Consider the following 26,196-nt stretch of genomic DNA (forward strand, 5'->3'; position numbering starts at 1 on the left):
GGTGTCTCACGGGGCCGCGGACGCTGTAGGGTCCTACGGCTGTGGAGGAACTGGACCGACGGATCGTGGAACTGCTCGTCAAGGACGGGCGCATGAGCTACACCGACCTGGGCAAGGCCACCGGCCTGTCCACCTCGGCGGTGCACCAGCGCGTCCGCCGGCTGGAGCAGCGCGGCGTCATCCGGGGCTACGCCGCCGTGGTCGACCCGGAGGCCGTCGGCCTGCCGCTCACCGCGTTCATCTCGGTCAAGCCCTTCGATCCCAGCGCCCCCGACGACATCGCCGAACGGCTCGCGGGCGTCCCCGAGCTGGAGGCCTGCCACAGCGTCGCGGGGGACGAGAACTACATCCTCAAGGTGCGCGTCGCGACCCCGCTGGAGCTGGAGCACCTCCTCACCCGGATCCGCTCCCTCGCCGGGGTCTCCACCCGTACCACCGTCGTCCTCTCCACCCCCTACGAGGCACGGCCGCCCCGGATCTGACCACCCCGCGGCGGGGGACGGACCGCCGGGGCGCGACACTGGGGCCCGGCCCCGCGTCCCGCGCGCCCCCGATCCCCGACGGCCCCCGATCCGGCGAAGGCAGCCCCGTGAACGACCGCACCCCGCCCCAGGCACCCGAGACCCCCGAGGCGCCCGGCGCCGGACCCCACCGCACCGTCCTGCTGCGCGGGGGGACGGTGCACAGCCCCGCCGACCCGTTCGCCACCGCGATGGTCGTCGAGCGGGGACGGGTGGCCTGGGTCGGTTCGGAAGGCGCCGCGGAGTCCTTCGCCGACGGGGTGGACGAGGTGGCCGACCTCCGCGGCGCGCTGGTCACCCCGGCCTTCACCGACGCCCACGTGCACCTCACCGCCACCGGCCTCGCGCTCACCGGGCTCGACCTGGCCGGCGCCCGGGATCTCGCCGGCGCCCTGGACCGGGTCCGGGCCCACGCCACGGCCCGGCCCGGCGACGCCGTCCTGCTCGGGCACGGCTGGGACGCGGGGGAGTGGCCCGGGGGCCGGCCCCCCTCCCGCGCGGAGCTGGACACCGCGGCCGGCGGCCGGCCGCTCTACCTCAGCCGGGTCGACGTCCACTCGGCCGTCGTCACCACGGCACTCCTCGACCGGGTGCCCGGCGTCACCGCCCTGGCCGGGTTCACCGGCGACGGTCCGCTCACCGGGGAGGCCCACCACGCCGTGCGCCGCGCCGCCCTGGCCGCCGTCACCCCGGGGGAGCGCGCCGAGGCGCAGCGCGCGGCCCGCGCACAGGCCGCGGCGTGCGGCATCGGCTCCCTCCACGAGTGCGCCGGCCCCGACATCTCCGGCGAGGACGACTTCACCGCCCTGCTCGCCCTCGCCGCCCGCGAGCCCGGTCCGCGCGTCTTCGGTTACTGGGCCGAACCCGTCGCGGACGCGAAGGGCGCCGAGCGGATCCGCGCCCTGGGCGCCGTGGGCGCCGCCGGCGACCTGTGCGCCGACGGCTCGCTCGGCTCGCGCACCGCCCACCTCCACGAGCCGTACGCCGACGCCCCGCACACCGGCACCGCCCTCCTCGACGCGGCCGCCGTCGCCGCCCATGTCACCGCCTGCACCGAAGCCGGTCTCCAGGCGGGGTTCCACGCCATCGGCGACGCGGCGCTGACCGCCGTCACCGAGGGCGTCCGGCGCGCCGCGGAGCGGCTGGGGACCGCCCGGGTCCGGGCCGCGCGCCACCGCGTGGAGCACGCCGAGATGCTCACCCCCGGGCATGTGGCGGCCTTCGCCGAACTGGCCCTCACCGCCTCCGTCCAGCCCGCCTTCGACGCGGCCTGGGGCGGCGCGGACGGGATGTACGCCCGGCGGCTCGGCGCCGGGCGGGCCGCCGGCCTCAACCCCTACGCGGCGCTGCTGCGGGCGGGGGTGCCGCTGGCGTTCGGCTCCGACAGCCCCGTCACCCCCTTCGACCCGTGGGGCACCGTCCGCGCGGCGGCCTTCCACCACACGCCCGCGCACCGGATCTCCGTCCGGGGCGCGTTCACCGCCCACACCCGGGGCGGCTGGCGCGCCGTCGGGCGGGACGACGCCGGTGTCCTGGTCCCCGGGGCCCCCGCCGACTACGCGGTGTGGGAGCGGGGCGAACTCGTCGTCCAGGCACCGGACGAGCGGGTCGCCGCCTGGTCCACCGACCCCCGTTCCGGCACCCCCGGGCTGCCCGAACTGCTGCCCGGCGGACCGCTTCCGGTGTGCCTGCGGACGGTGGTGGCCGGGCGGACGGTGTTCGCGCGGCCGATCGAGTGACGTCCCGGAGCGCCGTCCGTTCCCGGCCCACCGCGCCCCGGCGGGCCGGGCCTTCCCCGTCACCTGCGGATCTTCCGTCCTGACCTGCTGGGTTGCGCCAACGACGCAGGTGGGACGAGTGTTGACAGACTGCGGTCGGCGGCGGGTAGTTTCGGCCACGTCCACCACAGGACGTCCGACCGGGGAGTCTCCGCGACAGTCCTCGAGCGCCGCTGGGCCACGGGTGGTGCGCCGGCACGGTGTGCCGCCACTGGGAGCCAGGTCCAGCACGCGCGCGAGGGGGCGGGGGAGGACTCCCGCCGGCCGGCAGGTGCGACCCGGGTGGGGCCCGGACGCCCAGTAGACAACGGCTTCGGTCGGCCCGCAGCCAGCGGGTCCCGGGTCGGCCCGAAGGGCACCGGGCCCCGCCGAGCGCCTTCCGCCCGCCGTCCGCGCGCGGAGCGCCGCCGTGCACGCCACGGCCTGCTTCCACCGTTTCCCCTGTTTCCCCGATTCCCCCGGCCCGGGAGTTCCCCGGCCGGTTCCGGTTCCGGCCCGGCATCGCGTTCCGGCCCGGTTCCCCGGCCCGCTTCCGGCACCGGGGGCGTCGCGCGGGACCGTTCCCGCCGCCCGCCCCGGCCGGGGTACCGTCACCTCGTCACGCACCACTTCGAGGAAGGCACGCCACCGTGCATTCGGGTCCCGCCGCAGCCACGGAACGCCCCTCCGGGGACCCCTCGCCCCCGGACGGCGCGTCCGGCCGTGGCCCCGGGCCCGCCCGCGGCCCGGGGGAGGGGCCGGAGCCGGGCACCGGAGAACGGCCCGCCGCCCCGGGGAGCGGTTCCGGCGCCGGCGCGCCCGCGAGTGCCACCGGGGCGCCGGGCGGCACCGGACGCCCCGGCCGGCTGCGCCGCACCGGGCTGTGGGCCCGGCGCGAGGCCCCGCGGACGGCTCTGGCCGCCGTGGCCGGGCTCGGCCTGGCGCTCGCCTTCCCGCCGTACGACCTCTGGCCCCTCGCCCCGCTCGCCGTCGCCGCCCTCGCGCTGCTCACCCGGGGCCGCACCGCGCGTCAGGGCGCCTGGGCCGGGTTCGCCTTCGGGCTGCCGTTCTTCCTCCTGCTGCTGGGCTGGCTGCGCGTCATCGGGTACGACACCGTGCTCGGCCTGAGCGCCCTCCAGGCGCTCTTCCTCGCCGCGCTGGGCGCCGGGCTCGCGCTGACCTCCCGGCTGCCGCTGTGGCCGCTGTGGGGCGCCTGTCTGTGGGTGGCCGAGGAATGGGCGCGGGACCGGGTGCCGCTCGGCGGCTTCCCGTGGGGGCGGCTCGCGTTCGGCGTCACCGGCTCGCCGTTCCTGCCGCTCGCCGCGCTCGGCGGGGCCGTCCTGGTCACCTTCGCCGTGGCGCTGGCCGGGTCCCTGCTGGGCGCGGCCGGCCTGGCGCTGTGGCGGGCCGCGCGGCGCGCGCCGGGCGGGGACGGCGCCACCGGGCGGCGGCGGGCCGCCCTGCGCGCCCTCCCGGCCCTCGTGGGGGCCCTCGTCGCGGCGTCGGCCGGCGCGGCCGTCCCGGTGCCCACGGAGCCGGACGACACCGTCCGGATCGCCGTCGTCCAGGGCGACGTCCAGAAGCCGGGGATGGACTTCCTCGGCCGGCCGATGATGATCCTCAACAACCACGTCGAGGCCACGCTCGACCTGGCCGAGGACGTCCGCGCCGGCCGCGAGCCCCGCCCGGACCTCGTGATCTGGCCGGAGAACGCCTCCGACCTCGATCCCTTCCGCTATCCGGAGGCGCGGGCCCGTATCGAGGAGGCGGTGCGCGCCGTGGGCGTGCCGGTCCTCGTCGGCGCCCTCGTCGACCACCCCACCCGCGAGGGGTACGTCGAGAACCAGGGCATCGTCTGGGACCCGGAGACGGGGCCCGGCGCCTCGTACACCAAGCAGCACCCCGTCCCCTTCGGGGAGTACGTGCCCTTCCGGGACCAGCTCAGCAAGGTCATCACCCGCCTCCAGCGCGTCCCGCGCGACTTCTGGCCCGGTGAGGGCAGCGGCGTCCTCCAGGTCGGCCCGGCCCGGCTCGGCGACGTGATCTGCTTCGAGGTGGCCTACGACGAGATCGTCCGGGACACGGTGAACGAGGGTGCCCGGGCGCTCGTGATCCAGACGAACAACGCCACGTACGGCCGCACCGGCCAGCCCGAGCAGCAGCTCGTGATGTCCCGGCTGCGCGCCGTCGAGCACGGCCGCGCCATCGTCACCGCGGCCCCCAGCGGGATCAGCGCCGTGGTGCGGCCGGACGGGGTGATCGCCGAGCGGACCCAGGAGTTCACCCAGGACGTGATCACCACCGAGCTGCCGCTGCGCGACGACACGACCGTCGCCGACCGGATGGGCGCGGCGCCCGAATGGGTGCTCGCTATGGTGGGCCTCCTCTCCTGCGCCGTCGCGATCGCGGCCGGCCGGCGAGGAGGCACGAACCGGAGGGGACAGCGGTGACGGACGGCGGGGAGCGGCAGCAGGAGCCGCTCGGCACGGTACTCGTGATCATTCCGACCTACAACGAGGCCGGCAACGTCAAGGCCATCGTGGGCCGGGTGCGCGCCGCGGTGCCCGCCGCCCACGTCCTCGTCGCCGACGACAACAGCCCCGACGGCACCGGCAAGCTGGCCGACGAGCTCGCCGCCGAGGACGACCGGGTGCACGTCCTCCACCGGCGCGGCAAGGAGGGCCTGGGCGCCGCCTACCTCGCCGGTTTCCGCTGGGGCATCGACCACGGCTACGGGGTCCTCGTCGAGATGGACGCCGACGGCTCCCACCAGCCCGAGGAACTGCCCCGGCTGCTCACCGCCCTCAAGGGGGCCGACCTGGTGCTCGGCTCCCGCTGGATGCCCGGCGGCCGGATCGTCAACTGGCCCCGGACGCGGGAGCTGATCTCCCGGGGCGGCTCCACCTACTCCCGGCTGCTGCTGGACATCCCCGTGCGGGACGTCACCGGCGGTTACCGGGCGTTCCGCGCCGAGACGCTGCGGGGGCTCGGCATGGACGCCGTCGCCTCGCAGGGGTACTGCTTCCAGGTGGACCTGGCCTGGCGCGCGGTGAAGGCCGGCTACCACGTGGTGGAGGTGCCGATCACCTTCGTGGAGCGGGAGGTGGGCGACTCCAAGATGAGCCGGGACATCTTCGTCGAGGCGCTGTGGCGGGTCACCGCCTGGGGCGTGGGCGCCCGCGCGCGGCGGGTGCTGGACCGGGTGGGGCGGACGGCGCGCGGGGTGGGCTGAGCCCGCGCCGGGCGCGGGCCGGTACGGGGCCTGGGGGGGAGGGCCCGCCGGGCGGCGGCGGGGCCCGTCACCCCGTGTCGTGATCGTCCGCAGGTTTCTCCCCGGACCGCAAGGGCAATCGGGGTCCATGGTGCAAATCGGCTACACGATGCTGACCGAACAGGCCGGTCCCCGGGACCTCGTCGGACACGTGGTCCGCGCCGAGGAGGCCGGGTTCGACTTCTCCGTCACCTCCGATCACTACTTCCCCTGGCTGGACGCCCAGGGCCACTCCCCGTACATGTGGTCCGTGCTCGGGGCCGCCGCCCAGGCGACCTCCCGGATCCCGCTGATGTCCTTCGTCACCTGCCCGACGATGCGCTACCACCCGGCGGTCGTCGCCCAGAAGGCGGCCACGCTGCAACTCCTCTCCGAGGGCCGCTTCCGGCTGGGCCTGGGCGCCGGGGAGAGTCTCAACGAGCACGTGGTGGGCGGCGGCTGGCCCGCGGCGGACGTCCGGCACGAGATGCTCGACGAGGCCGTCACCGTCATCCGCTCCCTCTTCGAGGGCGGCTACGTCAACCACCACGGCACGCACTTCGACGTCGAGTCCGCCAAGCTCTGGGACCTGCCCGACGAGCCGCCGCCCATCGGCATCGCCGTCTCCGGCGAGCAGTCCTGCGCCCTGGCCGGCCGCCTCGCCGACGTGCTGGTGGCGGTGGAGCCCAAGGCGGAGCTGCTGACGTCGTTCGACCGGCACGGCGGGGCGGGAAAGCCCCGGGTGGGCCAGGTGCCCATCTGTTACGACCCGGACCGCGAGGCCGCCGTGCGCCGCGCCCACGAGCAGTTCCGCTGGTTCGCGGGCGGCTGGAAGGTCAACGCCGAACTTCCCGGCCCGGCCTCCTTCGCCGCGGCCACCCAGTTCGTGCGCCCCGAGGACGTCGCGGAGTCCATCCCCTGCGGAGACGACGTCGACGCCGTCGTGGCGGCCGTCCGGCCGTTCGCCGAGGCGGGGTTCACCGAGGTGGCCCTCGTCCAGGTCGGCGGCGAGCACCAGCACTCCTTCCTGGACTGGTCGGAGAAGACCCTCCTGCCCGCGCTGCGCGACGCCTTCTGAGGCCGGCGCCGCCCGGGGCGGTGATGACCCCCGGGCGAGGCGGGCGGACGAGGCGACGGAACACCTGAACAGATCCCCTGCCAGATCACCCGACGAACGGAGGCGAGGACCGTGCCCACCCCGCAGATCAAGAACGAGAAGATGTACGAGGCGCTGCGCCGCGAAGGCGCGAGCAAGGAGAAGGCCGCCCGGATCGCCAACGCCGACCAGGGCTCCAGCTCCCGCACCGGCCGCAAGGGCGGCGCGTCCGGCGCCTATGAGCGGCAGAGCAAGCAGGAGCTGTACGCGGAGGCGAAGAAGGTCGGGATCGAGGGCAGGTCGACGATGACCAAGAGCGAGCTGATCTCCGCCCTGCGGAACCACTGAGCGGCTGCCCCGGGGGTCTCCCGGCGCACACCGCCGGGAGACCCGGCCCCGGCGGCCGCCGGGCACCGCGGCGCGACCGCCGCCCGCCGGGGCCGGGCCCGGTGTCCGTGCCGTCCGTGCCGTCCGCGCGGCTCCTTCGGTGACGCCCCGGCGTCCGCGTCTTCACCGGCCTGACCGGACCGGCCCGGCCCGGTGCCGTGAGACCGGGCCCGCCCGGACGGTGGACGCCTCACCGTCCGCCGTGACCCGGCCCTCGCGGCCGGCGCCGCCCGGGCCTCCGCCGTGACCGGCGCACCCCTCAGAGCGGAACGCCGGAGCCGGCGAGTTCGGCCGCGCACGCCATGGCGTCCTCCGTGAAGAGGCCCCGGCCGCGGGCCGTCTGCTCCGCGCGCCCCGGGCCGCCGGCCGCGAGCCGGCCGAGCGCCGTCAGCAGCCCCGGCCCGTCCGCGGCCAGGGCCGAGACACCGAGGTCCGCCATCCGCCGCACCCCTTCGGCGCCGTGACCGGGCAGGGGACGGTACCCCACCACCGGCAGACCGCGGGCGAGCGCCTGGACGGCGGTCTGCCCGGCGGCGTTGTCCACCAGGGCGTACGAGGCGCCCATCAGCCCGGGCATCCCGGCCACCCAGCCCAGTGCGAGGACGCCGGGGATCCGCGACAGCCGGTCGCGGAGCCGCTCGTTCCGGCCACAGAGCACGACCGGCAGGTAGCCGGCGCCGGTCAGCAGCCGGGCGGTGACCGCCGCGCCGGCCGCGGCCCCCCAGGCGCCGGCGGACAGCAGCACGGGCGGGCGGCCGGGGGCCCGCCGCCCCAGCAGTTCCCGCCACGGCCCGGCCCCGGGCTCCTCGGTGAGGAAGCCGGGCGCTACCACCGGCCCGGTGGTGCGGACCGGCACCGGGACACCGCGGCGCACCTCCGCCGCGGCCTGCTCCGTCAGGCAGAGGTAACGGTCGTTGCCGGGGTGCAGCCACTGGCGGTGGACGGCGAAGTCGAGCACGAAGACCGCGCTCGGCACCCGCAGCTCGCCCCCGGCCCGCAGATGGCCGGTGAGCTGCGCGGCGAGGTGGAAGACGGAGACCACGACATCGGCGCCCAGCCGGTCCGCCAGCTCGGTCAGCCGGTCGCCGGCGAGCCGTGCCAGGGGGACGCCGCTGGGCCGGCGCGAGCCGGAGCCACGCAGGAACGCCCGGTACAGGCCGGCGTAGGCCCACGGGAAGTGGCGCACCGACGCCCGGTAGGAGTGCCGCAGCCCGCCGCCGAGCCCGCAGGGGAGGAGCCGGAGGACGTCCACGACATGGGGTTCGTGGCCGGCCGCCCGCTCGCGGCGCGCGAGTTCGCCGGCCACGGTGTCATGACCGGCGCCCATGCTCGCGGTGAGGATCAGCGTCCGGCGGCGGGCGCCGGCGGAAGGCCGGTGCCCCATGGGGCCGGCGGGGGGAACGTGCACGAGTGCCGGTTGACCCGCGCGGGCGTCCGGCAAACACCTCACCACCTTCCGTTTCAAACATCCCATTACCGGATACTTTGCGCATTCTGGGCCCGGGTCCCGGGGTGGCCGGCCCCACGGACGGGGACGGCCGTCCTGCCCCGTCGTCCCGCTCCGTCCGTCCGTCCGCCCCCGTCCCCGTCCCCGTCCCCGTCCCCGTCCGAGGTTCACCCACCGCCGTACCCGAGGTCGATGCCGCCATGTCCTCCGCGCCCCGCCCCCGCCTCCCCGGCGCAGCCGGCGCGCGGGCCGCTGCCGGACACGCCCGCCGACCGCGGGGCGCACCCGGCGGCGGGGCGCGCCCCGGTCCGGCCGCCGTGCCGGGGAAGGGCAGGCGCGATTCCTGCCCCCCGCCGCCCCGGCGGCCGGAACGGCCACCGCCGACCGCTCCTCCCCTCCGCCCCTCCCCTCCGGCGGGCCGGGCCCACGGCCACCGGCAGCGGGATCACCGGCAGCCGGACCGCCGGACCCGGAACGGGCCCGGCCACCGGCACTCCGAGCGCCGGACCTGGAACCCGTCCGGCCGTACGTCCTCCGCTCCGGCCGGGTTCCCCCTTCCGGCCGTTCCCGCGCCTCGGGGCGTGCTCCCGCCCGTGGCGCCGGGCACCGCTCTCCCCGCGCTCCACCGGCCCGGCCCCGCGCCCGCGCCGGTGTCCCGCGCCGGGGAGAGGAGGCGGGGCGGGTGAACGCCCTCACGACCGTCCTCGCCCTGCTGGCGGCGCTGGCCAACGCCGCGGCCTCCGTCCTCCAGCGGCGCGCCGCCGCCGAGGAGCCCGGCAACGGCCACGGGCCCGGCTCCGCGCTGCGCTGGCTCGGGCACGTCCTGCGGCGGCCCTACTGGCTGATCGGCGCGGCCATGCTCGGGGTGACCACCGTGCTGCAGGCCGCGGCGCTCGCGGTGGGCAGCCTGGCGGTGGTCCAGCCGCTGATGGCCACCGAGCTGCTGTTCAGCCTGGTGCTGGGCAGTGTGGTCTTCCGGCGCCGCCCGGGCCGCAGGACGTGGCGCGGCTTCGTGGCCCTCGCCGCGGGTCTCGCCCTCTTCCTGGGCGCGGCCGCACCCTCCCCGGGCCGGGCCACGGCACCCGTCGGATCCTGGCTCATGGCCGGGGGCGCGGTGTTCGGCGCCGTACTGGCCCTGAGCCTGGTGGCCCGGCTGACCAGGGGCGCGTCCCGCGCGGCGCTGCTGGGGCTGGCCTCGGCGCTCTCCTTCGCGGGGACGGCCGCGCTGCTCAAAGAGGTCGTGGGCCGCTTTCCGGACGGCCTGGCCGCGCTGCTGACGCAGTGGCCGCCGTACGCCACGGCGGTCGCGGGGGTCACCGCCTTCCTCCTGCTGCAGGGCGCGCTGCGGGCCGGAACGCTGACCGCCTCACAGCCCGCGCTGACCCTGGGGGACGCGCTGACCAGCGTGGCCCTGGGATGGGCGCTGTTCCAGGAGCGCATCGCCCTCGGAATCTGGGTACTCCCGGAGGTGATCGGTGCCGCGCTCATCGGCGCGGGCAGTGTGGGACTGGCCCGCGCCTGGTCGGTCAGCGGCGCCTGGGACGCAGCGCCACAGGCCCGGGACCGGCCGGGCGCCGGCGCGTGAGTACGGTGCCGGAGGGGCGGGGGACGGCGCCCCAGGAGGCGGAGCCCCGATGACCCCTCTCCCCCCGGCCGCGTGGCGGACGGGCGCCCTTCTCGGCGGGCCGTTCGCCGTGGCCGCGGCCGCACACATCGCCCCGGCCGTGACCTGGCTGCCGGGGCTGCGCCGGCGCTGCTTCCCCGGCCTCGCCGGTGCGGGCCGCCCCGATCACGTGGCGCTCACCTTCGACGACGGCCCCGACCCGGAGTCCACCCCGCTCTTCCTGGACGCCCTGGACGGGCTCGGGGTGCGGGCGACGTTCTTCGTCCTGGGCGCGCGGGTGGTGGCCCACCCCGGCGTGGCGCGCGAGGTGGCCGCCCGCGGCCACGAGCTGGCCGTCCACGGCTGGACGCACGAACGGCCCTGGCGCCCCGCCCCGGTCCGCGACATCCGCACGCTGGCCCGTGCCGCGGCCGTGGTGGGGGAGGCCGCCGGCCGGAGCCCGGAGTGGTACCGGCCCGCCTACGGCATCCTCACCGGCGGGCGCTGGGCCGCGGCCCGCCGCGCCGGCCTGCGTCCGGTGCTGTGGACCGCGTGGGGCCGGGACTGGGAGGCGGAAGCCACCCCGTCCTCCATCCGGGCGGTGACCGGGGCCTGCCTGCACGGGGGCGGCACCCTCGTGCTGCACGACTCGGACGACACCTCGGCGCCGGGGAGCTGGCGGGCGACCCTCGCGGCGCTGCCTGGCGTCGTGGCCGACTGCCGGGCGGCGGGCCTGGCCGTCGGCCCGCTGGCCGAGCACGGGCCGCCCACGGGGCGGCCGGCCGCCCCGTGCACGCGAACACGGCCCGTCACCCCTCCCGCCGCCGGACGGAACCCGGGGGCGGTCCGGCGCGGGCGGTGAACGGGCGGTGTGGGGCCCGTGCGGGTGGTCCGGTCAGTCCGCGGGCTCGTCGGGTACGGGGCCGGTCGGGCCGGCGGGGTCCTGTGCGGCCTCTTCCGGGTCGGTGGCGCCGGAGGCGGAGCCGCTGCCCGCGGGGTTCTCGGCGTCCACGCGGCGGCCGGTGCCCGCCTCGTCGGTGTCGGGCAGCTGCGTGTCCTCGTCGTCCTTGCCGCCACCGGGTGCCGCGGCCGGTTCGTCCGGGGCCGCGCCGGCCTGCTGGTCGGGCATGTCCCGGGGAATGGCCCCCGTACGGGTCTCCTCGGAGCGTTGTTCCGCCATCTGTCCCGGTCCTCTCTCGCCGTGCGTGCGTACCGGGCTTCTTCGTACCCGCAGCCCTGCCACCCATGCGGGGGCGGGCCCCCGCCCGTTCTCAGAGGGCGGCCCGGGCCTGCCTGCGTTCCCGGGCCCGGCGCCGCAGCATCGGGCGCCGCTCGTCCTCCGTCGTACCGCCCCAGACCCCCGAGGCCTGTCCGGTCCGCAGAGCCCAGTCGAGGCACGCCCCGCTCACGGGGCAGCTCGCGCACATCGCCTTCGCGGCCTGTTCCTGGCGCAGCGCCGGTCCGGAGGTGCCGACGGGGAAGAACAGGTCCGGGTCGCTGTCGCGGCATGCCGCGTTCTGACGCCAGTCCATGGATGCCACTCCGTTCAATTCGTCAGTTTCATGACGTTCGGCTGTGGATGAGATCATGTGTGCCACGTGTCGGTTCTCATCGCGTACCCGGGGTACGGCCGCCGACTCCTCCCTCCCGGAGCCCGTGTCGCGCCGCGGGCCCGGCACACTGGAACCATGACGAGCGGCGCACTGTACCGATATGAACCACCCGAGGACCGAGGCTCCGGGGCCACCGCCTCCCGGCCGCGGCGATCCCGGCGGCTGAGGCTGCTGCCGCTGGCCGTCGCCGCCTGGGTGGTGCTGGAGATCTGGCTGCTGACCCTGGTGGCCGACGCCCTCGGCGGCCTGGCCGTCCTGCTGCTCCTGCTGGCCGGCACGGTGGTCGGCGCCGCGGTGGTGAAGCGGGCCGGGCGGCGGGCGTGGCGGCGGCTGAGCGAGAGTGTCCAGCGGGGTGAGGCGCCCGGGGCGGCGTCCACCGGCGAGGGCCGCTCGGGCGGCAACGCCTTCGCCATGCTGGGCGGTCTGCTGCTGATGCTGCCCGGTCTCCTGTCGGACGTGGCCGGGCTGCTCTGCCTCTTCCCGCCCACCCGGGCGCTGCTGCGGCGGCGCGCCGAGCGGTCCCTGGAGCGGCGGATGGCGGACCTCGGCGCGGGCGGCCTCGGCCCCGCCTTCCAGCAGGCGCGGACGCGGCGGCCGGACGGGCGGGTCGTCCCCGGCGAGGTCGTCCACGATGCCCACGATGCCCACGATGCCCACGATGCCCGCGACGCCGGCGATGCCCCCGGAGGGCGCCGGAAGGACGGGCCGGGCGGGCAGCGGGACGGCCGGGACGGGCCGGGCGGCGGTGAACTGCCGCGCTGAACCGTGCCGGAGGCCACCGGCCGGGCCGGCCCCGCGCAGGGGCCGGCCCGGCCGGTGCGTCAGGGCAGACGAAGGGCCCTGACCGCCTGGCGGCGTGTCAGGGCCCTTCGGTACACCGTGATAACGCTGTTCTTCCCGGTCCGCGCGCGGACCGTGCCGTGCTCAGGCGGACTTGCGGTTGTCCCGCGGGTGCACGGCGATGTTCATGGCACCGGAGCGCAGGACCGCCAGCCGCTCGGCCAGCACCTCCTCCAGTTCCTCGCGGGTACGCCGCTCCATGAGCATGTCCCAGTGCGTACGCGCGGGCTTGCCCTTCTTCTCCTCGGGGCCTTCGCCGTCCACGAGCAGGGCCTGGGCCCCGCACACCTTGCATTCCCACTCCTGCGGAATCTCCGCCTCCACCGAGAACGGCATCTCGAATCGATGGCCGTTCTGGCATGCGTACTCCACCGCCTGGCGCGGGGCCAGATCGATGCCGCGGTCGGTCTCGTAGCTGGTCACCACAAGTCGCGTGCCGCGAAGAGCTCGCTCACTCATGAATTGTGCCTCCCGGGCTTGTCGCCCACAGGACAGGTGTCGCTGTCGTCGTCATCCGGTCAACGTCCGGTCGGCGGTAAAGATTCCCGTTCCGGGACATGCGTCGCCCGTCGTGCCGCCCCTTGTTGTACCCATCAAGGCCCGGTTTGTCACATCTGACGGGAGATGTCACCCAGCGTCTCTCCCGGTTCGGCGCGCAGTAACGGTCCGCCTGATGGCCAAGGGCGTACAATACCGGTCCGCCGGTGCGCGCGTGACATCCACCCCCACTCCGGCCCCCGGGGGACAGCGGCCCGGCCGGTCCGGCGGCCCGCCCCGCGGCCCCCGGAACCCGGTCTCAGGCGGCCTTCCGGCCGTATCCGCCGCCCACCGGGCCCACCGCACCGTGCCCGCCGGCCACCGGGGGGGCGGCCGCCACCCCTGACTCGCGGGCCGCGGATCCCGGTGGGGAGACGGCGGCCGGCCCCGTGGCCCGTACCGCTGCCGGGGCCACCACCGGATACCCGGGCACGGCGAACACCCGCAGGAAGAACTGCGCCAGCGGCCCGATGGCCAGCGCGTAGGCCACGGTGCCCACCCCCAGGGCGCCGCCCAGCGCGAACCCCGTCGCGAGGACGGCGAGTTCCACGCAGGTACGGATCAGCCGGACGGAGCGCCCGGTGCGCCGGTGCAGGCCGGTCATCAGCCCGTCGCGGGGGCCGGCGCCGAAGCGTGCGGCGATGTAGAGGCCGGTGGCCGCGCCGTTGAGCGCGATCGCCACGGCGAGCAGCGGGACCCGCACCGCCAGGGCGCGCGGCTCCGGCAGCAGCGTCAGCGTGGCGTCCAGGGCCACGCCGATCACCAGGACGTTCGCCACCGTGCCCAGTCCCGGTCGCTGCCGCATCGGTATCCACAGCAGCAGCACGGCCACGCCGGCGAGGATCAGCACCGTGCCGATCGACAGGCCGGTGCGTTCGGCAAGCCCCTGGTGGAAGACGTTCCACGGGTCGAGGCCCAGTTCCGCCCGGACCATCAGCGCCCCGCTGGCGCCGTAGAGCACCAGGCCCACGGTGAGCTGGGTCAGCCGGCGCGTCAGGCGGCGGCCGCCCGGGCCACCCCGGGAGCCCTTCCGGTCCCGGACCCTTCCCCCTTCGGCGGGCTTCCTCTCGCTGTGGGCTCCCGTCCGGTCGTGGGCGCCCCGTCCGCCCCCCGTTCCGCCCTCCGGGTGGCGGGTTCCGGCCGCCCGGCTCGTGGGTGCCGTCACGGCAGGGCGCGCAGGACGGCCCGGTCCCGGCCCCGCCGGCCCTCCTGGCCGGCCCTCCGCCCCGTCGGGGCCGGGCTCCTCCGGGCCGCCCTCCCCGTGCGCTCCGCCGGGCCGCTGGTCTGCGGTCATCAGATCTCCTCTTCCGCCCGGCCCCGGCGGGGCTCCTCAGGGGGCACGTGGTGACGTGCGTGCTCCGCCGGGGCCGGCCGGGTCCTCGTCGTCTGGCGTGACTGGCCTGTCGCATGTCAGTCTGTGGACCGGAAACCTCGCCGTTCCATGGCCAATCCGCGGAAGGTGGACCGGAATGACGACTCGGTGGACTTCGTCGGTCGGGGCCGCGCATCTGGCCCGGCTGCTCCGCTCGCAGAACGCCGCCGTCCCGCCGGGAGCGGCCGGCAACGGGACCACCGCGGCGGGCCGCCGGATGCCGGCCTACCGGGCCCTCGCCGACGGGGTGCGGCTGCTGCTCCACGAGGGCCGCGTCCCGGTCGCCGCCCGCCTCCCGGCGGAACGCGAACTCGCCGCGGCGCTCTCGCTGAGCCGCACCACCGTGGCCTCCGCCTACGAGGCGCTGCGCGCCGAAGGGTTCCTGGAGTCCCGTCGCGGCGCGGGGAGCTGGACGACCGTGCCCGCCGGCACCCCGCTGCCCACCCGGGGGCTCGACCCGCTGCCGCCGGACGCCGCCGGGACGATGATCGACCTCGGCTGCGCCGCCCTGCCCGCCCCCGAGCCCTGGCTGACCCGCGCCGTGGAGGGCGCCCTGGGCGAGCTGGCGCCCCACGCCCGTACCCACGGCGACTACCCGGCCGGCCTCCCCGAACTGCGCCAGGTGCTCGCCGACCGCTTCACCCGGCGCGGCATCCCGACGATGCCCGAGCAGATCATGGTCACCACCGGAGCCATGGGTGCCGTGGCCGCGGCCTTCCACCTGCTGGCCGGGCGCGGCGAGCGGGTGGCCGTGGAATCCCCCAGCTACGCCAACATCCTCCAGCTGATGCGGGAGGCGGGCGCCCGGCTCGTCCCGGTGGCCATGGCCGACGGGCTGGCCGGCTGGGATCTCCCCGCCTGGCGGGCGGTGCTGCGGGAGGCGGCGCCCCGGCTGGCCTACGTCGTCGCCGACTTCCACAACCCCACCGGGGCGGTCGCGAGCGAGGAGCAACGGCGGGAGCTGGTGGCGGCGGCACGCTCGTCGGGCACTGTCCTCGTCGTCGACGAGACCATGGCGGAGCTGCGGCTCGACGGCCCGGACGGGGCCGAGGGCGGCGGCGGGGGCCGGGACGGGGACGCTCCGGGTGCCGGACTCCCGCGCCCCGTCGCCTCGTTCGACCCGGCAGGCTCCACGGTCGTCACGGTCGGCTCCGCGAGCAAGGCGTTCTGGGCGGGTCTGCGGATAGGCTGGGTGCGCGCCGCCCCCGACCTCATCCGCTCCCTGGTCGCCGCCCGCTCCGCCGCCGACCTCGGCTCACCGGTACTGGAGCAGCTCGCCGTCGGCTGGCTGATGCGCACCGGCGGCTGGGACGAGGCCGTGGCCCTCCGCCGCGAACAGGCCCGGGAGAACCGTGACGCGCTGGTCGAGGCGGTGCGCCTGCACCTGCCGGACTGGGAGTTCGACGTGCCGCGCGGCGGGCTCACGCTCTGGACCCGCACCGGCGGGCTGTCCGGCTCCCGGATCGCCGAGGCGGGAGCCGGGCTGGGGGTCCGGGTGCCGTCGGGGCCGCGCTTCGGTGTGGACGGCGCCTTCGAGGGCTATGTGCGGCTGCCGTTCACGGTGAACGGGGCGGTGGCCGACACCGCGGCGGCCCGGCTGGCCCAGGCGGCCCGGCTGGTCCGGACGGGCGCGGCCACCGCGGCGGAGACCCGCAGTCTGGTCGCGTGACGGAGCCGGCCCGGCGGTCCGTGGCGGGCGGGGGCGCGCCTGTACCGGCCGGCGGCCGGACCGGCCAGGGCGGCGTACCGGCCGGCGTGCCCTCAGAACCGGATGCTGTCCAGCAGGCTGGCCAGGCTCGCGCCGCCCGCCTTGATGCCCGGCGCGACGGCTGTCCCCGCCAGGTAGAAGCCGAACAGGGCGCAGACCACGGCGTGGGTGATCTTGAGCCCGTCCTTCCGGGTGAAGAGGAAGACGATGACGCCGAGCAGGACGACGCCGGAGATGGACAGAATCATGATGACCTCCTGGTGCTGAGCCGCGGTGGGCACGGTGGTCACTGCGCGGCCGGCCGCGCGATCACTGCGCGTGGAACCACCTTCACACCGCGTGTCGCTCCGGGCGAAGGCGCAAAGGGGTGATCTCCGCGCCCCCGGGCCCGTCCCGGCACGCGGAAGCGGCCCGCCGCAAGGGGCGTGCCGCCCCGGCGCGCGGGGCAGGCGCCCCGGGCCCGCGCGACCGTGATCGGGCCAGTAGGGTGGCGCCTCACTCGTACGGGCGCGGGCCCGGGACTCCCCGGGAAGTCCCGTGATCCCCGAAACCCGGCACCCGGAACCCGGGAAACCCGGGAAAACCCGAGAAGGAGGAGCGGGACGATGAATCAGCCCCCCGCCGACGGACCACGGGACGGCGGGCCGGGCCCGGCCCCCTCCCCGGTGGACGAGGGCGTGATCGAACTCGCCGGGCGCGTCTTCGGCCTCGCCCGCGCCGGTGACGCCGAGGCCCTCGCCGCCTACGTGGACGCCGGCGTGCCCGCCAACCTCACCAACGACAAGGGTGACAGCCTCGTCATGCTCGCCGCGTACCACGGGCACGCCGACGCGGTGCGGGCGCTGATCGCCCGGGGGGCCGACCCCGACCGCGTCAACGACCGCGGCCAGACCCCCCTGGCGGGGGCCGCGTTCAAAGGGGACGCCGAGGTGGCGCGGGCCCTGCTCGCGGGCGGCGCCGACCCGGCGCTGGGCACTCCCTCGGCGGTCGACACGGCCCGGATGTTCGCCCGCACGGAACTGCTGGACCTGTTCGGCGCCGCCTGACCGGCGCCCGCCCCGGGGTGGGCGGGGCGGCGGGGCACCCACGAGAAGGACCGGCCGTGGCCGGGGGAGAGGGAACGCCCCGTCCCGCGGCCGGGAGGTCATCCGGAGGACGGAACGGACGGGGCATGGGTGGCACCCCGCCCGGCGGACCGCCCCGGCGTGGATGTCACGGGGCCTCGCCGCCGGCAGCATCGGCCGGCCCCATGGACGCCCGGGCACCTGCTCCGTCCCCGCGGCCCGTGGAGGGGGCGGCCCTCGCCGACCCGGCGGGATCCCGCGCTCCTCCCCCCGCGGCCGGGACCGAGCCCGCGCGGCGCGGGGGACGTCGGCGCGCGGGTCCCGCCTCCGCGTCCCCGGCGCCCTTCCCGCCGGTCACCTCCACCGCCGTCCGTCCCGCGCCGGGGGCGGGCGCCCGGCGCGGCACCACCGCCACCGCGAGGGCCGGCACGGCGGCCAGGAGCAGCCACGGCACGGCGGGCGGGAGGCCGAGGCCGAGCAGCCAGCCGCTCGCCGAACTGCCGACGAGCACGATCAGGCCGGCGACGGAGGACAACGCGCCCGTGTGGAGACCCACGCGGCCCTCCGCGGCGAGATCGGGCACCCAGGCCCGGACCGCGGGCACGATCAGCATCTGGCCCACGGTGAGCAGGACGACGTACCCCGCCGCCGGCAGCAGTCCGGTGAGGCCCGTCCAGCCCGCGGGCCGGGCGGCGGCCACCACGGCGAACCCGGCGGCGACGAGCAGCAGTCCGGCGACGGAGGACCGGCGCAGGCCGAGCCGTTCCCCCGCCCAGCGGGTGACCGGGAGCTGGGCGCACACCACCAGCAGGGAGGACAGCGCGAACAGCCAGGACAGGGCGGTCTGGGAGCCCGTGGCCCGTTCCACCTCGGCGGGCAGGGCCAGGTAGAGCTGGTTGTAGGCGAGCAGATAACTGCCGTAGGCCAGGCACAGCGCGAGGAAGCGCCGGTTGCGGGCGAGCGCCCGTATCCCTCCCCGGCCCCGCACCCGCGCCCGGCCCGGTATGTGCTGGGGCGTCAGCCGGGCGTGCCCGGCGAGGACGAGGACGAAGACCCCCGCCCCCGCCAGGCAGGCCGTACGGAAGTCCACCGCGAGCAGCAGGGCCCCCAGCAGCGGGCCGGCGAACGCCCCGGCCTGGCCCGCGGCCGAGAACAGGGCCAGGACCCGTGTCCGCGGGCCGTGCCCCTCCTCCTCCCACACTACGGCCTGCCGGGCCACCTCCGACTCCACGGCCGGGGAGAACAGCGCGGCGGCGAAGCCGATCAGCAGGACCGCGCCGATCACCGCCCAGGTCGCCGCCGCGTATCCCAGCCACGCGAAACCGGCGATCCGCAGCGCGCAGCCCGCCAGGACCACGGGCCGCACCCCGTACCGGTCGACGAGCAGCCCCCCGGCCACGAACAGTCCTTGCTGGCTGAAGGTCCGCAGCCCCAGCACGAAACCGACCAGCCAGCCCGCCATGCCGATCGCGCTGCCGAGGTGCGCCGCGAGGAACGGCAGCACCGCGAAGAAGCCGACGTTGAAGGCGAGCTGGGTCAGGATCAGCAGGCGCAGCAGTGGCGGGAGGCGCGCCCAGGTGCGCTCGCGGGCGGCGCCCGGGGCGGCGGAGGTGCGCCTGCCGGGGAGGCGGAGGAGCGGGCCGTTCATGAGCGGAGGGTTCCGTCGGGGGTGCGGGCAGGGGCGGGGGCGGGGGAGCGCGAGGGCGGGGACGCCGGGACGGTGGTGGTGTGCCGGAAAGGCACGGAGGGCGGCGCGGAGCCACCCCCGGCGCCCCCGGCGCCCCTGGCATCCGCGGCGCCTCCGCGTCCGCGGTCCGGCCTCCGCCCCGTACGGGGCGCCCACGACGCGCCCGCCGCCGTCACGGCCACCGCGCCGAGCAGGGCGAGGACGGCGGCGGGGGCGAGAACCGCCCAGGGCGCGCGTTCGGCGTACGGCTGGTTCTCGGCGAGCAGCAGCCCCCACTCGGGCGACGGCGGCTGGGCGCCCAGGCCGAGGAAGCCGAGCGCGGCGAGGCTCAGGGCGATCCCGGGGAGCCGGAGCAGGGCGTGCCGGAGGACGGGCGGCAGGACGGCGGGCAGCAGCGCGTGCCGGAGCAGATGCCGGCGGCCCGCGCCGAGCGCGCGGGTGGCGGTGAGATGGAGCGCCGCGCGTTCCTGCCGCAGCAGGGCGGAGGTGTGGGTGGCCAGCGGGGTCCAGGCGACCGCCGCCACGGCCAGCGCGGGCGTCCACGGGCCGCTGCCCGCGACGCCGGTGACCAGCAGGGCGGCCAGTACGGGCGGTACGGCGTTGACGGTGTCGGCCGGTGGCCCGGACAGGCGGGGCGCCAGGCCGAGCAGGATGCCGGCGGGCAGGGCGGCGGCGCTCACCACCAGCGCCGCTCCCAGGGTGGTGAGGGCGCCGTGTGCGACCCGCGCCAGCACGTCCCGGCCGAGGGCGTCGGTGCCGAACGGATGGGCGGCGGAGGGAGGCTGGAGGCGGGCGGCGGTGTCGAGGGCGAGCGGGTCGTGGGGCAGGCCGAGGCCGATGACGGCGGCGAGCAGGAAGGCGAGCACCAGGGGCACGGCGGGCGACGAGAGCGTGGCCGGCGGGTGCAGGGAGTGCAGGGCGCCGTCGCGCAGCGCCGGCCCGGTCAGCCACCGCCCGCCGAGCCGGGCCGCCCCCGCGGTCACCCCCGCGAGGAGGACGAGCGCGAGCGTTCCGGTCTGCAACACCGGAAGATCCTGGGCCAGGGCGGCGCGCAGGGTGAGCCGGCCGAGGCCGGGGATGTCGAAGATCTGCTCGACGGCGACCGCCCCACCGGTCAGGCCCACCACGAACAGCCCCAGATTGGGCAGCACGGCGGGAACGCAGCGGCGCAGGGTCTGCCCCGCCACCGCCGAGGGCGGGATGCCGCGCGCGGCGGCCGACCGCGCCCACGGCTCGGCGAACGCCGCGGGCAGCAGGTCGTCCAGCATCCGCCCCAGGACGGCGCCGGCCGGCAGGCCCAGGGCGAGCGAGGGCAGGATCATCCACCGCGGGCCCTGCCAGCCGAGCGCGGGCAGCCAGCCCAGGTGGACGCCGACGGCCGTGGCCAGCACGGAGGCGATCAGGAACTCGGGCAGTGCCGCGAGGACCGCCGACCCGGTGCGGCCGGGGCCGCGGCCGCCGAGCCGGCGCCGGGAGCCGAGCCACAGGGTGCGCGCGCTCACGGCGCCGGCCGTGAGCGCGGCGACGGCCACGGCCCCGGCCATCAGCAGGAGGGAGACTCCGAGGGCCGGCACGACGGTGGGCAGCACCTCGGTTCCCGACACCCAGGACCGGCCGGCGTCGCCCCGCAGCAGGCCGCCGAGCCAGCGCGCGAGCAGCGGCAACGGACCGTCGTCGAGTCCCAGTTCGGCGCGGACGGCCCGCACCGCCTCGGGGGTCGGGTCCCGCTCGGCCGACCGGGCCCGGAGGACGGTCAGCGCCGGGTCGGTGCGCGACAGCCACGGCAGCAGGCCGACGGCGCCGACGAGACCGGCCGTCAGCACGGCCCGCCACAGGAGGACCGGGCCGCCGCCCGTGGTGAAGGCGCGCCGGGCGGCGCCGGGTCCGGCCGCCGGCTTCAGCGCCGGGTCCCGGTGGAGACGAGCCGGCGCTCGTACGGGTCGAGCACGGTGCCCTTGACCGGTGTCGCGATGCCGGTGACGAGCTTCAGGTGCACCAGGGGGATCACCGCGTCGGTGGAGAGGACCGCGGCCTCGGCCCGCATGGCCGCGTCCTGCCGTTCGGTGGTGCCGGTCGCGGCCTGTGCGGCGGCGACCCGCTCGTCGACCTTCTCGTCGCACAGGAACGCCAGGTTGTAGGAGCCCTCGCAGGTGTGGTCACCGGCCAGCACGGTGACCGGGTCCCCGGTGTCGAGCAGCATGTTGCGGGCGGCCACCACGGCGTCGAACTCCCCGTCCAGCAGGTCGTCCTCCAGGCGCGCGTAGGTGCGCACCTCCAGCTTCACCCGGAAGCCAGCCTTCTCCAGCTGCTGCTGGAGCACCTGCGCGGCCTCGGGCAGCTCGGCGCGGTCGCTGTAGGTGGCGACGGAGACGCGCCTGCCCCCCGGGTTCGTGGCCTCCGCCCGCCCGGCCGGCTCGGTCCGCTTGCCGGCCGCCCAGGTCAGGGCGGGTCCGTACAGTCCCTCGGCGGGCTCGGCGTACCCCTCGTAGACGCCTTCGGCGACGGCGGAGGTGTCGATCGCCTCCCGTGCGGCGGCCCGCAGCCCCGCGTCCTGGAACACGCCGTCCCGGGTGTTGAGATACAGGCTGGTGTTCCGCACGGTGCCGGTCTCGTGGACGGTGCCCTTCTCCAGGGAGCCGATCTGTGCGACGGGGACCGACTCCGCGATGTCCACCTCCCCGGTGCGCAGGGCGTTGGCGCGGGCGGTGCCGTCCGATATGTATCGCGCGTCGATCCCGGGGGCCTGGGCCCTGCCGTCCCAGTAGTCGTTGAAGCGGTCGAGGGTGGCCGCGGTGGAGCCGGTGGCCCTGGTGAGGGTGAAGGGGCCGGTGGCGGTGGCGACCGGGTTCACCTTTCCGCCCTTCCCGTACGCCTTGGGGGAGAAGACGGCGAGGGAGGGGTTGGTCAGGCGCAGCGGCAGAGCCGGGTCGGCGGTGGCGGTGGTGACCTTCACCCGGTCGCCGCCCACGGCCCGGGCGGTGAGCTTCACGCCGGAGAGAGCGGCCGGGGCGGGGGCCGCCCCGGCGGCGTGGGTGAGGGCGGTGGCCACGGCCTCGGCGGTGACGTCGGTGCCGTCCTGGAAGGTGGCCTCCCGCAGGGTGAACTGCCAGCTCTTGCCGTCCGGGGCGCCGCTCCAGGACTCGGCGAGGGCGGGCTCGGCGGTGCCGTTGGAGCCCAGCCGGGTCAGCCCCTCGGTGACGCCGAGCCGGGAGAGGAGGTAGGCGTCCCCGCCGTACGGGGAGTAGTTCTCCGCGGGCGCGAACGCCAGGGCGACCCGCAGGCGGCCGCCGTCACCGGAGCCGGAGGCCCCGGAGCCGGAGGAGCCGCCGGAGGAGAAGCAGCCGGAGAGCAGCGGGGTGAGCAGGAGGCCGGCGATGAGCCGGCGGCGGGGAGTCCTCAAGGTCCTGGTCCTGGTTCGTCGGGGGCCGGGTCGCCCGGCGGCATGAACCGGATTATATGAACATGATTTTCATTTAAGCCAGCGGGATCTCGAAGTGCACGACGCCGTTTCCGCCGGGTGCGTCGTCCCGATCGTCCCAGACCGCCTTGCCGAGCGTCCGCCACAACCCCATCGCGCCGGGTGAGTCCGGATGCGTGTGCAGGTAGACGGAGCGGTACCCCCCGTCCGCCCGTGCGAAGTCCAGCAGTTCCGCCACCAGGCGGCGGGCCAGTCCGCGCCGCCGGTGCTCCGGGCGCACGCAGACCCGCCGGAGCTGCGCGGTCTCGCCCGAGGGGAAACGCTCCGCCAGCGGGCGGGGGTTCGGCGGATGCGCCGGCCCCCGCGCGTCGAGCGCGGCCGTGGCGGCGACCGCCCCGTTCTCCTCGTCCACCGCGACGAGCAGGGTGTGCCGGGGCGGGGTCAGGTAGAACGCGCCCGGGTCGATGATGTCCGCGTGCCAGGCCGGCACATAACCGGTCCCGAAGTCGCGGTACACGGCGTCGAGCATCACGGCCCTCGCCCCGTCGAGGTCGGCCACCGTCGCGGTTCTGATGCGGTAATTCTGCACCTGCGCATCCTATGCAGGAACTTGGCGGAGGTGGGCAGGGGGGAAGACTCCCGGACGGGGACGCCGTCAGGCACCCGAGTAGTGGGAGCGCGGGCCTCGGGGGTGGCGCGGCAAGCGGAGATCGTGACATCGCCGCGGGGGCCGGGGGCCGGGGGCCGGGGGCCGGGTGCACGCGAGGGGAGGGCCGCTTCAAGCGCGGCGGCTCCGCGTGCCCGGCGGAAGCGTCCCCGCGGAGGCTGGCATCGGCGCAGCGGGCGGTCGTGAACGCGGGAGCGGAGGCTGAGAAGTCATTCGCGCCAGCCGGCTGCCCCTACGCCCTGGCGGATCACACCTTTCACGGGCCGTCCCCGCCGGAAGGGGAGCCGGCGTGGGGAAGGTGCTCGTGGTTGCTCAGGGCCCGCCCGTCCCCTTGTTCGCGGGGCTCCGGAGCGTTTCGTCTCAGCCCCTCACTCCTCCGTGGCGGGCAGTTCGAACGTGAAGTACACGCTCAGGCAGTAAGGCTCGTCCTCGTCGGTGAGGAAATCCCATGAGACGTCCGCGATGTGGATGTCGTGCTCGGCCACCCAGGCGTGGGCCTTCGAGAAGACCTGGGCGGCGTTCTTTCCGAGGAAGAGCTTTCTGGCCATCGGGTGCACACCGGTCTCGGCGTCCGAGTCGTCGAAGTCCTCCGGGACGTCCAGACTGTAAGAGGGGTTCAGCATCTCACTGCCGTTCTTCGTATCCGGGATGTTCGCACGCCCCGGGGGGAGTTCCCGAGCGCGGCACCGGACAGGACGGCATGCGGCCGGGGAAGGTTGTCTGATGCCGGTCCTCAGGTGATCACCACCTCCGGACGGGCGAGGGGAGACGGATCCTGACGGGGAGGCGGCCCGGCCCGGGCGCGCCGCGGGGCGCCACGCGGCGATCGAGAGCGGCAGGGGCCCGCTGCCGGGTGCGTACCCCTGTCACCAGTGTCGATGGTGGTGGGCCGGATTCCCACCTGCCCCGGCGCGGCGGCGGTCGGCCGGACACCGTGCCCGTCGTTCCGTCACCACGGCCGACCACTCACCGGAAGGGGAAGGATGCGGTTCCGGCCGGGGACGGCAGGTCTGTTGACAGCGTCAGAGGTGTGTGGAATCACTGTCGGCACGGGATGCCTTCGGCTCCCTGGTGATGCTCTCGGGTCCCCTGGCACCTTCGGACAGGCACCGGACAGGCACGGCACTCTCTGTCCCCTTTCCCCCCACATGCCCAAGGAACAGAATGCAGCCTTCACCCGTTCCGTCCCGGAGCCCGGCGGCTCCCGGACCACACCTCACCGGGCCCCCGCCCGGCGCGCGCTGCGCCGCCGCCCCGGCTCACACGGTCGAGGCCACCTTCTCCGGTGTGCCCTCCTGGGCGTGGAGGACGGCTCCACCACCTGGGTGAGGACCGCCGGCGGGGACACCGCCCCTCCGCGCCTGCCCCCAGCAGGGGAACCACGACCGTGACGACGGCCTGCGGTGGGTGCTGAACGCCCCGGCGATGGCTCCCACCGCACCGTCAACCGAGGCCACACCCTGGTCGCCGGCACCGGGGATGACTCCGCCGGGCGCGTACCCGTCCGCCGACGTCCGCCGGCGGGCGCCCGGCGGAGGCAGCGATCAACCGGTGGCCGCTCGGCCGGCGGCCCCGCCTGTTCCAGATCGTCACCCCGGGGTTCCGGGCTGTCCGTGACGGCTGTGTCCGCGCCACGGCCGCCGCTTCGGCCCGCGGTGCGGTGAACGCCGGCCTCCGGCGCCACCGGCGCACCAGCCGGTTCCGCCTCCGGACACCGGCGCCCCCTGCCCATCCCTCGCACACGGAAGAAGGAGAGCATGAGACGTCCACCGCGCTTGATGCGCGTTCCGCTCGTGATGTCCGTCCTGGCCGCGTTAGGTCTTGTCCTGACGGCCGCGAGCCCTTCGTTCAGCACCGCCGCCGGCGCGCCCACGCCGGCCCCGAAGGCCGCCGCCGCGCCGAGCGCCGGCTGCGGCAAGTCCCCGGCGCTGACCAGTGGGACCCGCACCATTCAGAGCGGCGGCCAGAACCGCAGCTACATCCTGCGGATTCCGGCCGGTTACGACAGTAACCGGCCCTACCGGGTGTTCTTCGGCTTCCACTGGCGGGGCGGTACGGCGGCCGACGTCGACTCGGGTGGCACGGACGGGTACAACTGGTCCTACTACGGCCTGAGGCGCCTGGCGGACGGCGCGAACAACAGCACGATCTTCGTCGCCCCGCAGGGGAACGGCAACGGCTGGGCCAACCCCGGCGGCCAGGACGTGGCCTTCGTCGACGCCATGGTGAACGAGATCAAGGCGGGCCTGTGCGTCGACACCGCCCAGGTGTTCGCCGGCGGCTTCAGCTACGGCGGGGGGATGTCGTACGCCCTCGCCTGCTCCCGGGCGACGGTCTTCCGCGCGGTCGCGGTCTACTCCGGCGCGAACCTCAGCGGATGCGACGGCGGCACGCAGCCCATCGCCTACATGGGCCTGCACGGCCTCCGGGACAACGTGCTGCCCATCTCCATGGGACGGCAACTGCGCGACACCTTCGTCCGGAACAACGGCTGCACCGCGCAGAACCCGCCCGAGCCGGCCAACGGAAGCCTCACGCACACCATCACCACCTACTCCGGATGCCGGTCCGGATACCCGGTCGTCTGGGCCGCGTTCGACGGAGGCCACGACCCCGGCCCCATCGAGGGCTCGACCGGCAGCGGCTGGCGCACCTGGACGTCGGCGGCGGTGTGGCAGTTCATCACGCAGTTCGACTCGAACGCGCCGGAGCAGCCCTCCGGCGACCAGCGGATCGTGGGCCAGCAGTCGGGACGCTGCCTCGACATCAACAACTCCACCACGGCCAACGGCACGCAGGCCCAGCTGTGGGACTGCAACGGCGGTGCCAACCAGCGGTGGACCCGGACCGACGGCAAGCAGCTGAAGGTCTACGGCAACAAGTGCCTGGGGGCCGGCCAGGGCGCGGCCAACGGCAGCCCCGTCGCGATCTGGGACTGCAACAACCAGGCGGACCAGCAGTGGAACGTCAACTCCGACGGCACGATCACAGGAGCGCAGTCGGGACTCTGCCTGGACGCCGTCGGCCAGGCGACCGCCAACGGGACGAAGATCCAGCTGTGGAGCTGCACCGGCGGAGCGAATCAGCGCTGGCGCCTGGAGAGCTGACCCACCGGGCCCGGCCACGGCACCCCCGCGGGCCCGCATCCGGGCGAACGCGCTGACCGGAACCGGTCCGTCACCGCGACACCGCGTCACCGCCGCCGGCCGGCCCCCGCCGCCCGGCGGGC

The 26,196-nt window shown here is 76.3% G+C and carries 22 protein-coding genes and 1 pseudogene; 12 read left to right on the forward strand and 11 right to left on the reverse strand.

All coding sequences use genetic code 11. The annotated features are described in order from the left end of the window. Nucleotides 1-41 precede the first annotated feature (41 nt). From HCK00_RS06735 to HCK00_RS06760, 6 genes are all read left to right on the forward strand, one after another. A complete protein-coding gene (locus HCK00_RS06735; protein WP_168100854.1) occupies nt 42-482 on the forward strand; it encodes an Lrp/AsnC family transcriptional regulator in 441 nt (146 codons plus the stop codon). A 107-nt stretch (nt 483-589) separates the two neighbouring features. Continuing rightward, on the forward strand, nt 590-2,260 hold the full coding sequence (locus tag HCK00_RS06740) for an amidohydrolase (protein ID WP_375781925.1): 1,671 nt from the start codon (nt 590-592) through the stop codon (nt 2,258-2,260). 668 nt (nt 2,261-2,928) lie between these two features. Then, on the forward strand, nt 2,929-4,728 hold the full coding sequence (lnt, locus tag HCK00_RS06745; protein WP_168100855.1) for an apolipoprotein N-acyltransferase: 1,800 nt from the start codon (nt 2,929-2,931) through the stop codon (nt 4,726-4,728). Beyond that, nucleotides 4,725-5,510, forward strand: a complete 786-nt coding sequence (locus tag HCK00_RS06750; RefSeq protein ID WP_168100856.1) for a polyprenol monophosphomannose synthase — start codon at nt 4,725-4,727, stop codon at nt 5,508-5,510. Before lnt ends, HCK00_RS06750 begins: the two co-directional genes overlap by 4 nt. A gap of 127 nt (nt 5,511-5,637) precedes the next feature. After that, the gene (locus tag HCK00_RS06755) at nt 5,638-6,606 is read left to right on the forward strand and encodes an LLM class F420-dependent oxidoreductase (RefSeq protein ID WP_168100857.1); all 969 of its coding nucleotides are present in this window, start codon (nt 5,638-5,640) and stop codon (nt 6,604-6,606) included. Between the two features lie 111 nt (nt 6,607-6,717). Beyond that, nucleotides 6,718-6,972 carry a DUF7218 family protein gene (locus HCK00_RS06760; protein WP_311765181.1) on the forward strand — a complete coding sequence of 85 codons (255 nt, stop codon included), beginning with the start codon at nt 6,718-6,720 and terminating at the stop codon, nt 6,970-6,972. A gap of 298 nt (nt 6,973-7,270) precedes the next feature. On the opposite strand, the gene HCK00_RS06765 is transcribed toward HCK00_RS06760, so the two are convergent. Then, entirely contained in the window at nt 7,271-8,395 is a 1,125-nt protein-coding gene (locus tag HCK00_RS06765; RefSeq protein WP_311765195.1) for an MGDG synthase family glycosyltransferase, read from the reverse strand. Between the two features lie 745 nt (nt 8,396-9,140). Between HCK00_RS06765 and HCK00_RS06770 the strand changes: the two genes are divergently transcribed. Together HCK00_RS06770 and HCK00_RS06775 are read left to right on the forward strand one after the other, a co-directional pair. Next, a complete protein-coding gene (locus tag HCK00_RS06770) occupies nt 9,141-10,043 on the forward strand; it encodes a DMT family transporter (protein WP_168100858.1) in 903 nt (300 codons plus the stop codon). 49 nt (nt 10,044-10,092) lie between these two features. After that, nucleotides 10,093-10,923, forward strand: a complete 831-nt coding sequence (locus HCK00_RS06775; protein WP_168100859.1) for a polysaccharide deacetylase family protein — start codon at nt 10,093-10,095, stop codon at nt 10,921-10,923. 33 nt (nt 10,924-10,956) lie between these two features. Here the strand turns inward: HCK00_RS06775 and HCK00_RS06780 are convergent, their stop codons facing one another. Together HCK00_RS06780 and HCK00_RS06785 are read right to left on the reverse strand one after the other, a co-directional pair. Then, nucleotides 10,957-11,241 carry a hypothetical protein gene (locus tag HCK00_RS06780; protein WP_168100737.1) on the reverse strand — a complete coding sequence of 95 codons (285 nt, stop codon included), beginning with the start codon at nt 11,239-11,241 and terminating at the stop codon, nt 10,957-10,959. A 91-nt stretch (nt 11,242-11,332) separates the two neighbouring features. Beyond that, on the reverse strand, nt 11,333-11,593 hold the full coding sequence (locus HCK00_RS06785; protein WP_168100860.1) for a WhiB family transcriptional regulator: 261 nt from the start codon (nt 11,591-11,593) through the stop codon (nt 11,333-11,335). A 156-nt stretch (nt 11,594-11,749) separates the two neighbouring features. Here HCK00_RS06785 and fxsA point away from each other — a divergent pair, with 156 nt between their 5' ends. Continuing rightward, nucleotides 11,750-12,436: an FxsA family membrane protein gene (fxsA, locus tag HCK00_RS06790; RefSeq protein ID WP_168100861.1), complete on the forward strand. Its 687-nt coding sequence runs from the start codon at nt 11,750-11,752 to the stop codon at nt 12,434-12,436. A 162-nt stretch (nt 12,437-12,598) separates the two neighbouring features. Here fxsA and HCK00_RS06795 read toward each other — a convergent pair whose 3' ends face one another. Together HCK00_RS06795 and yczE are read right to left on the reverse strand one after the other, a co-directional pair. Next, nucleotides 12,599-12,973 (reverse strand): RNA polymerase-binding protein RbpA, encoded by a 375-nt coding sequence (locus HCK00_RS06795; protein WP_030548181.1) that lies wholly within the window; start codon nt 12,971-12,973, stop codon nt 12,599-12,601. Between the two features lie 337 nt (nt 12,974-13,310). Further along, nucleotides 13,311-14,048 carry a membrane protein YczE gene (gene yczE, locus HCK00_RS06800; protein WP_240965341.1) on the reverse strand — a complete coding sequence of 246 codons (738 nt, stop codon included), beginning with the start codon at nt 14,046-14,048 and terminating at the stop codon, nt 13,311-13,313. Nucleotides 14,049-14,520: 472 nt separating this feature from the next. On the opposite strand from yczE, the gene HCK00_RS06805 reads away from it, so the two are divergent. After that, nucleotides 14,521-16,092, forward strand: a complete 1,572-nt coding sequence (locus HCK00_RS06805) for an SCO1417 family PLP biosynthesis transcription factor (RefSeq protein ID WP_168100862.1) — start codon at nt 14,521-14,523, stop codon at nt 16,090-16,092. A gap of 92 nt (nt 16,093-16,184) precedes the next feature. Here HCK00_RS06805 and HCK00_RS06810 read toward each other — a convergent pair whose 3' ends face one another. Further along, on the reverse strand, nt 16,185-16,379 hold the full coding sequence (locus tag HCK00_RS06810; RefSeq protein WP_168100863.1) for a hypothetical protein: 195 nt from the start codon (nt 16,377-16,379) through the stop codon (nt 16,185-16,187). A 357-nt stretch (nt 16,380-16,736) separates the two neighbouring features. Here HCK00_RS06810 and HCK00_RS06815 point away from each other — a divergent pair, with 357 nt between their 5' ends. Further along, the gene (locus HCK00_RS06815) at nt 16,737-17,177 is read left to right on the forward strand and encodes an ankyrin repeat domain-containing protein (RefSeq protein WP_168100864.1); all 441 of its coding nucleotides are present in this window, start codon (nt 16,737-16,739) and stop codon (nt 17,175-17,177) included. 409 nt (nt 17,178-17,586) lie between these two features. On the opposite strand, the pseudogene HCK00_RS06820 reads toward HCK00_RS06815, so the two are convergent. From HCK00_RS06820 to HCK00_RS06840, 5 genes and pseudogenes are all read right to left on the reverse strand, one after another. After that, nucleotides 17,587-18,843: pseudogene (locus HCK00_RS06820) on the reverse strand (MFS transporter); the annotation flags it as partial. Beyond that, nucleotides 18,840-20,705: an ABC transporter permease subunit gene (locus HCK00_RS06825; protein ID WP_168100865.1), complete on the reverse strand. Its 1,866-nt coding sequence runs from the start codon at nt 20,703-20,705 to the stop codon at nt 18,840-18,842. The pseudogene HCK00_RS06820 and the gene HCK00_RS06825, both read right to left, overlap by 4 nt. A gap of 74 nt (nt 20,706-20,779) precedes the next feature. Further along, a complete protein-coding gene (locus HCK00_RS06830; RefSeq protein ID WP_168100866.1) occupies nt 20,780-22,282 on the reverse strand; it encodes an ABC transporter substrate-binding protein in 1,503 nt (500 codons plus the stop codon). 73 nt (nt 22,283-22,355) lie between these two features. Next, nucleotides 22,356-22,889, reverse strand: a complete 534-nt coding sequence (locus HCK00_RS06835) for a GNAT family N-acetyltransferase (RefSeq protein WP_168100867.1) — start codon at nt 22,887-22,889, stop codon at nt 22,356-22,358. Nucleotides 22,890-23,335: 446 nt separating this feature from the next. After that, a complete protein-coding gene (locus tag HCK00_RS06840) occupies nt 23,336-23,590 on the reverse strand; it encodes a hypothetical protein (RefSeq protein ID WP_168100868.1) in 255 nt (84 codons plus the stop codon). Between the two features lie 1,173 nt (nt 23,591-24,763). Here HCK00_RS06840 and HCK00_RS06845 point away from each other — a divergent pair. Next, on the forward strand, nt 24,764-26,074 hold the full coding sequence (locus tag HCK00_RS06845) for a ricin-type beta-trefoil lectin domain protein (RefSeq protein ID WP_168101048.1): 1,311 nt from the start codon (nt 24,764-24,766) through the stop codon (nt 26,072-26,074). Nucleotides 26,075-26,196 lie beyond the last annotated feature (122 nt).

Source organism: Streptomyces zingiberis (genome assembly GCF_012034935.1).
Classification (GTDB): domain Bacteria; phylum Actinomycetota; class Actinomycetes; order Streptomycetales; family Streptomycetaceae; genus Streptomyces; species Streptomyces zingiberis.

Excerpts from the sequence above, each read along its gene's own strand:
- HCK00_RS06755 (WP_168100857.1), top strand. The coding sequence starts at position 5,638 with ATGGTGCAAATCGGCTACACGATGCTGACCGAACAGGCCGGTCCCCGG.
- HCK00_RS06765 (WP_311765195.1), bottom strand. The coding sequence starts at position 8,395 with ATGGGGCACCGGCCTTCCGCCGGCGCCCGCCGCCGGACGCTGATCCTC.
- HCK00_RS06775 (WP_168100859.1), top strand. The coding sequence starts at position 10,093 with ATGACCCCTCTCCCCCCGGCCGCGTGGCGGACGGGCGCCCTTCTCGGC.
- HCK00_RS06780 (WP_168100737.1), bottom strand. The coding sequence starts at position 11,241 with ATGGCGGAACAACGCTCCGAGGAGACCCGTACGGGGGCCATTCCCCGG.
- HCK00_RS06785 (WP_168100860.1), bottom strand. The coding sequence starts at position 11,593 with ATGGACTGGCGTCAGAACGCGGCATGCCGCGACAGCGACCCGGACCTG.
- fxsA (WP_168100861.1), top strand. The coding sequence starts at position 11,750 with ATGACGAGCGGCGCACTGTACCGATATGAACCACCCGAGGACCGAGGC.
- HCK00_RS06795 (WP_030548181.1), bottom strand. The coding sequence starts at position 12,973 with ATGAGTGAGCGAGCTCTTCGCGGCACGCGACTTGTGGTGACCAGCTAC.
- HCK00_RS06805 (WP_168100862.1), top strand. The coding sequence starts at position 14,521 with ATGACGACTCGGTGGACTTCGTCGGTCGGGGCCGCGCATCTGGCCCGG.
- HCK00_RS06810 (WP_168100863.1), bottom strand. The coding sequence starts at position 16,379 with ATGATTCTGTCCATCTCCGGCGTCGTCCTGCTCGGCGTCATCGTCTTC.
- HCK00_RS06815 (WP_168100864.1), top strand. The coding sequence starts at position 16,737 with ATGAATCAGCCCCCCGCCGACGGACCACGGGACGGCGGGCCGGGCCCG.
- HCK00_RS06840 (WP_168100868.1), bottom strand. The coding sequence starts at position 23,590 with ATGCTGAACCCCTCTTACAGTCTGGACGTCCCGGAGGACTTCGACGAC.
- HCK00_RS06845 (WP_168101048.1), top strand. The coding sequence starts at position 24,764 with ATGTCCGTCCTGGCCGCGTTAGGTCTTGTCCTGACGGCCGCGAGCCCT.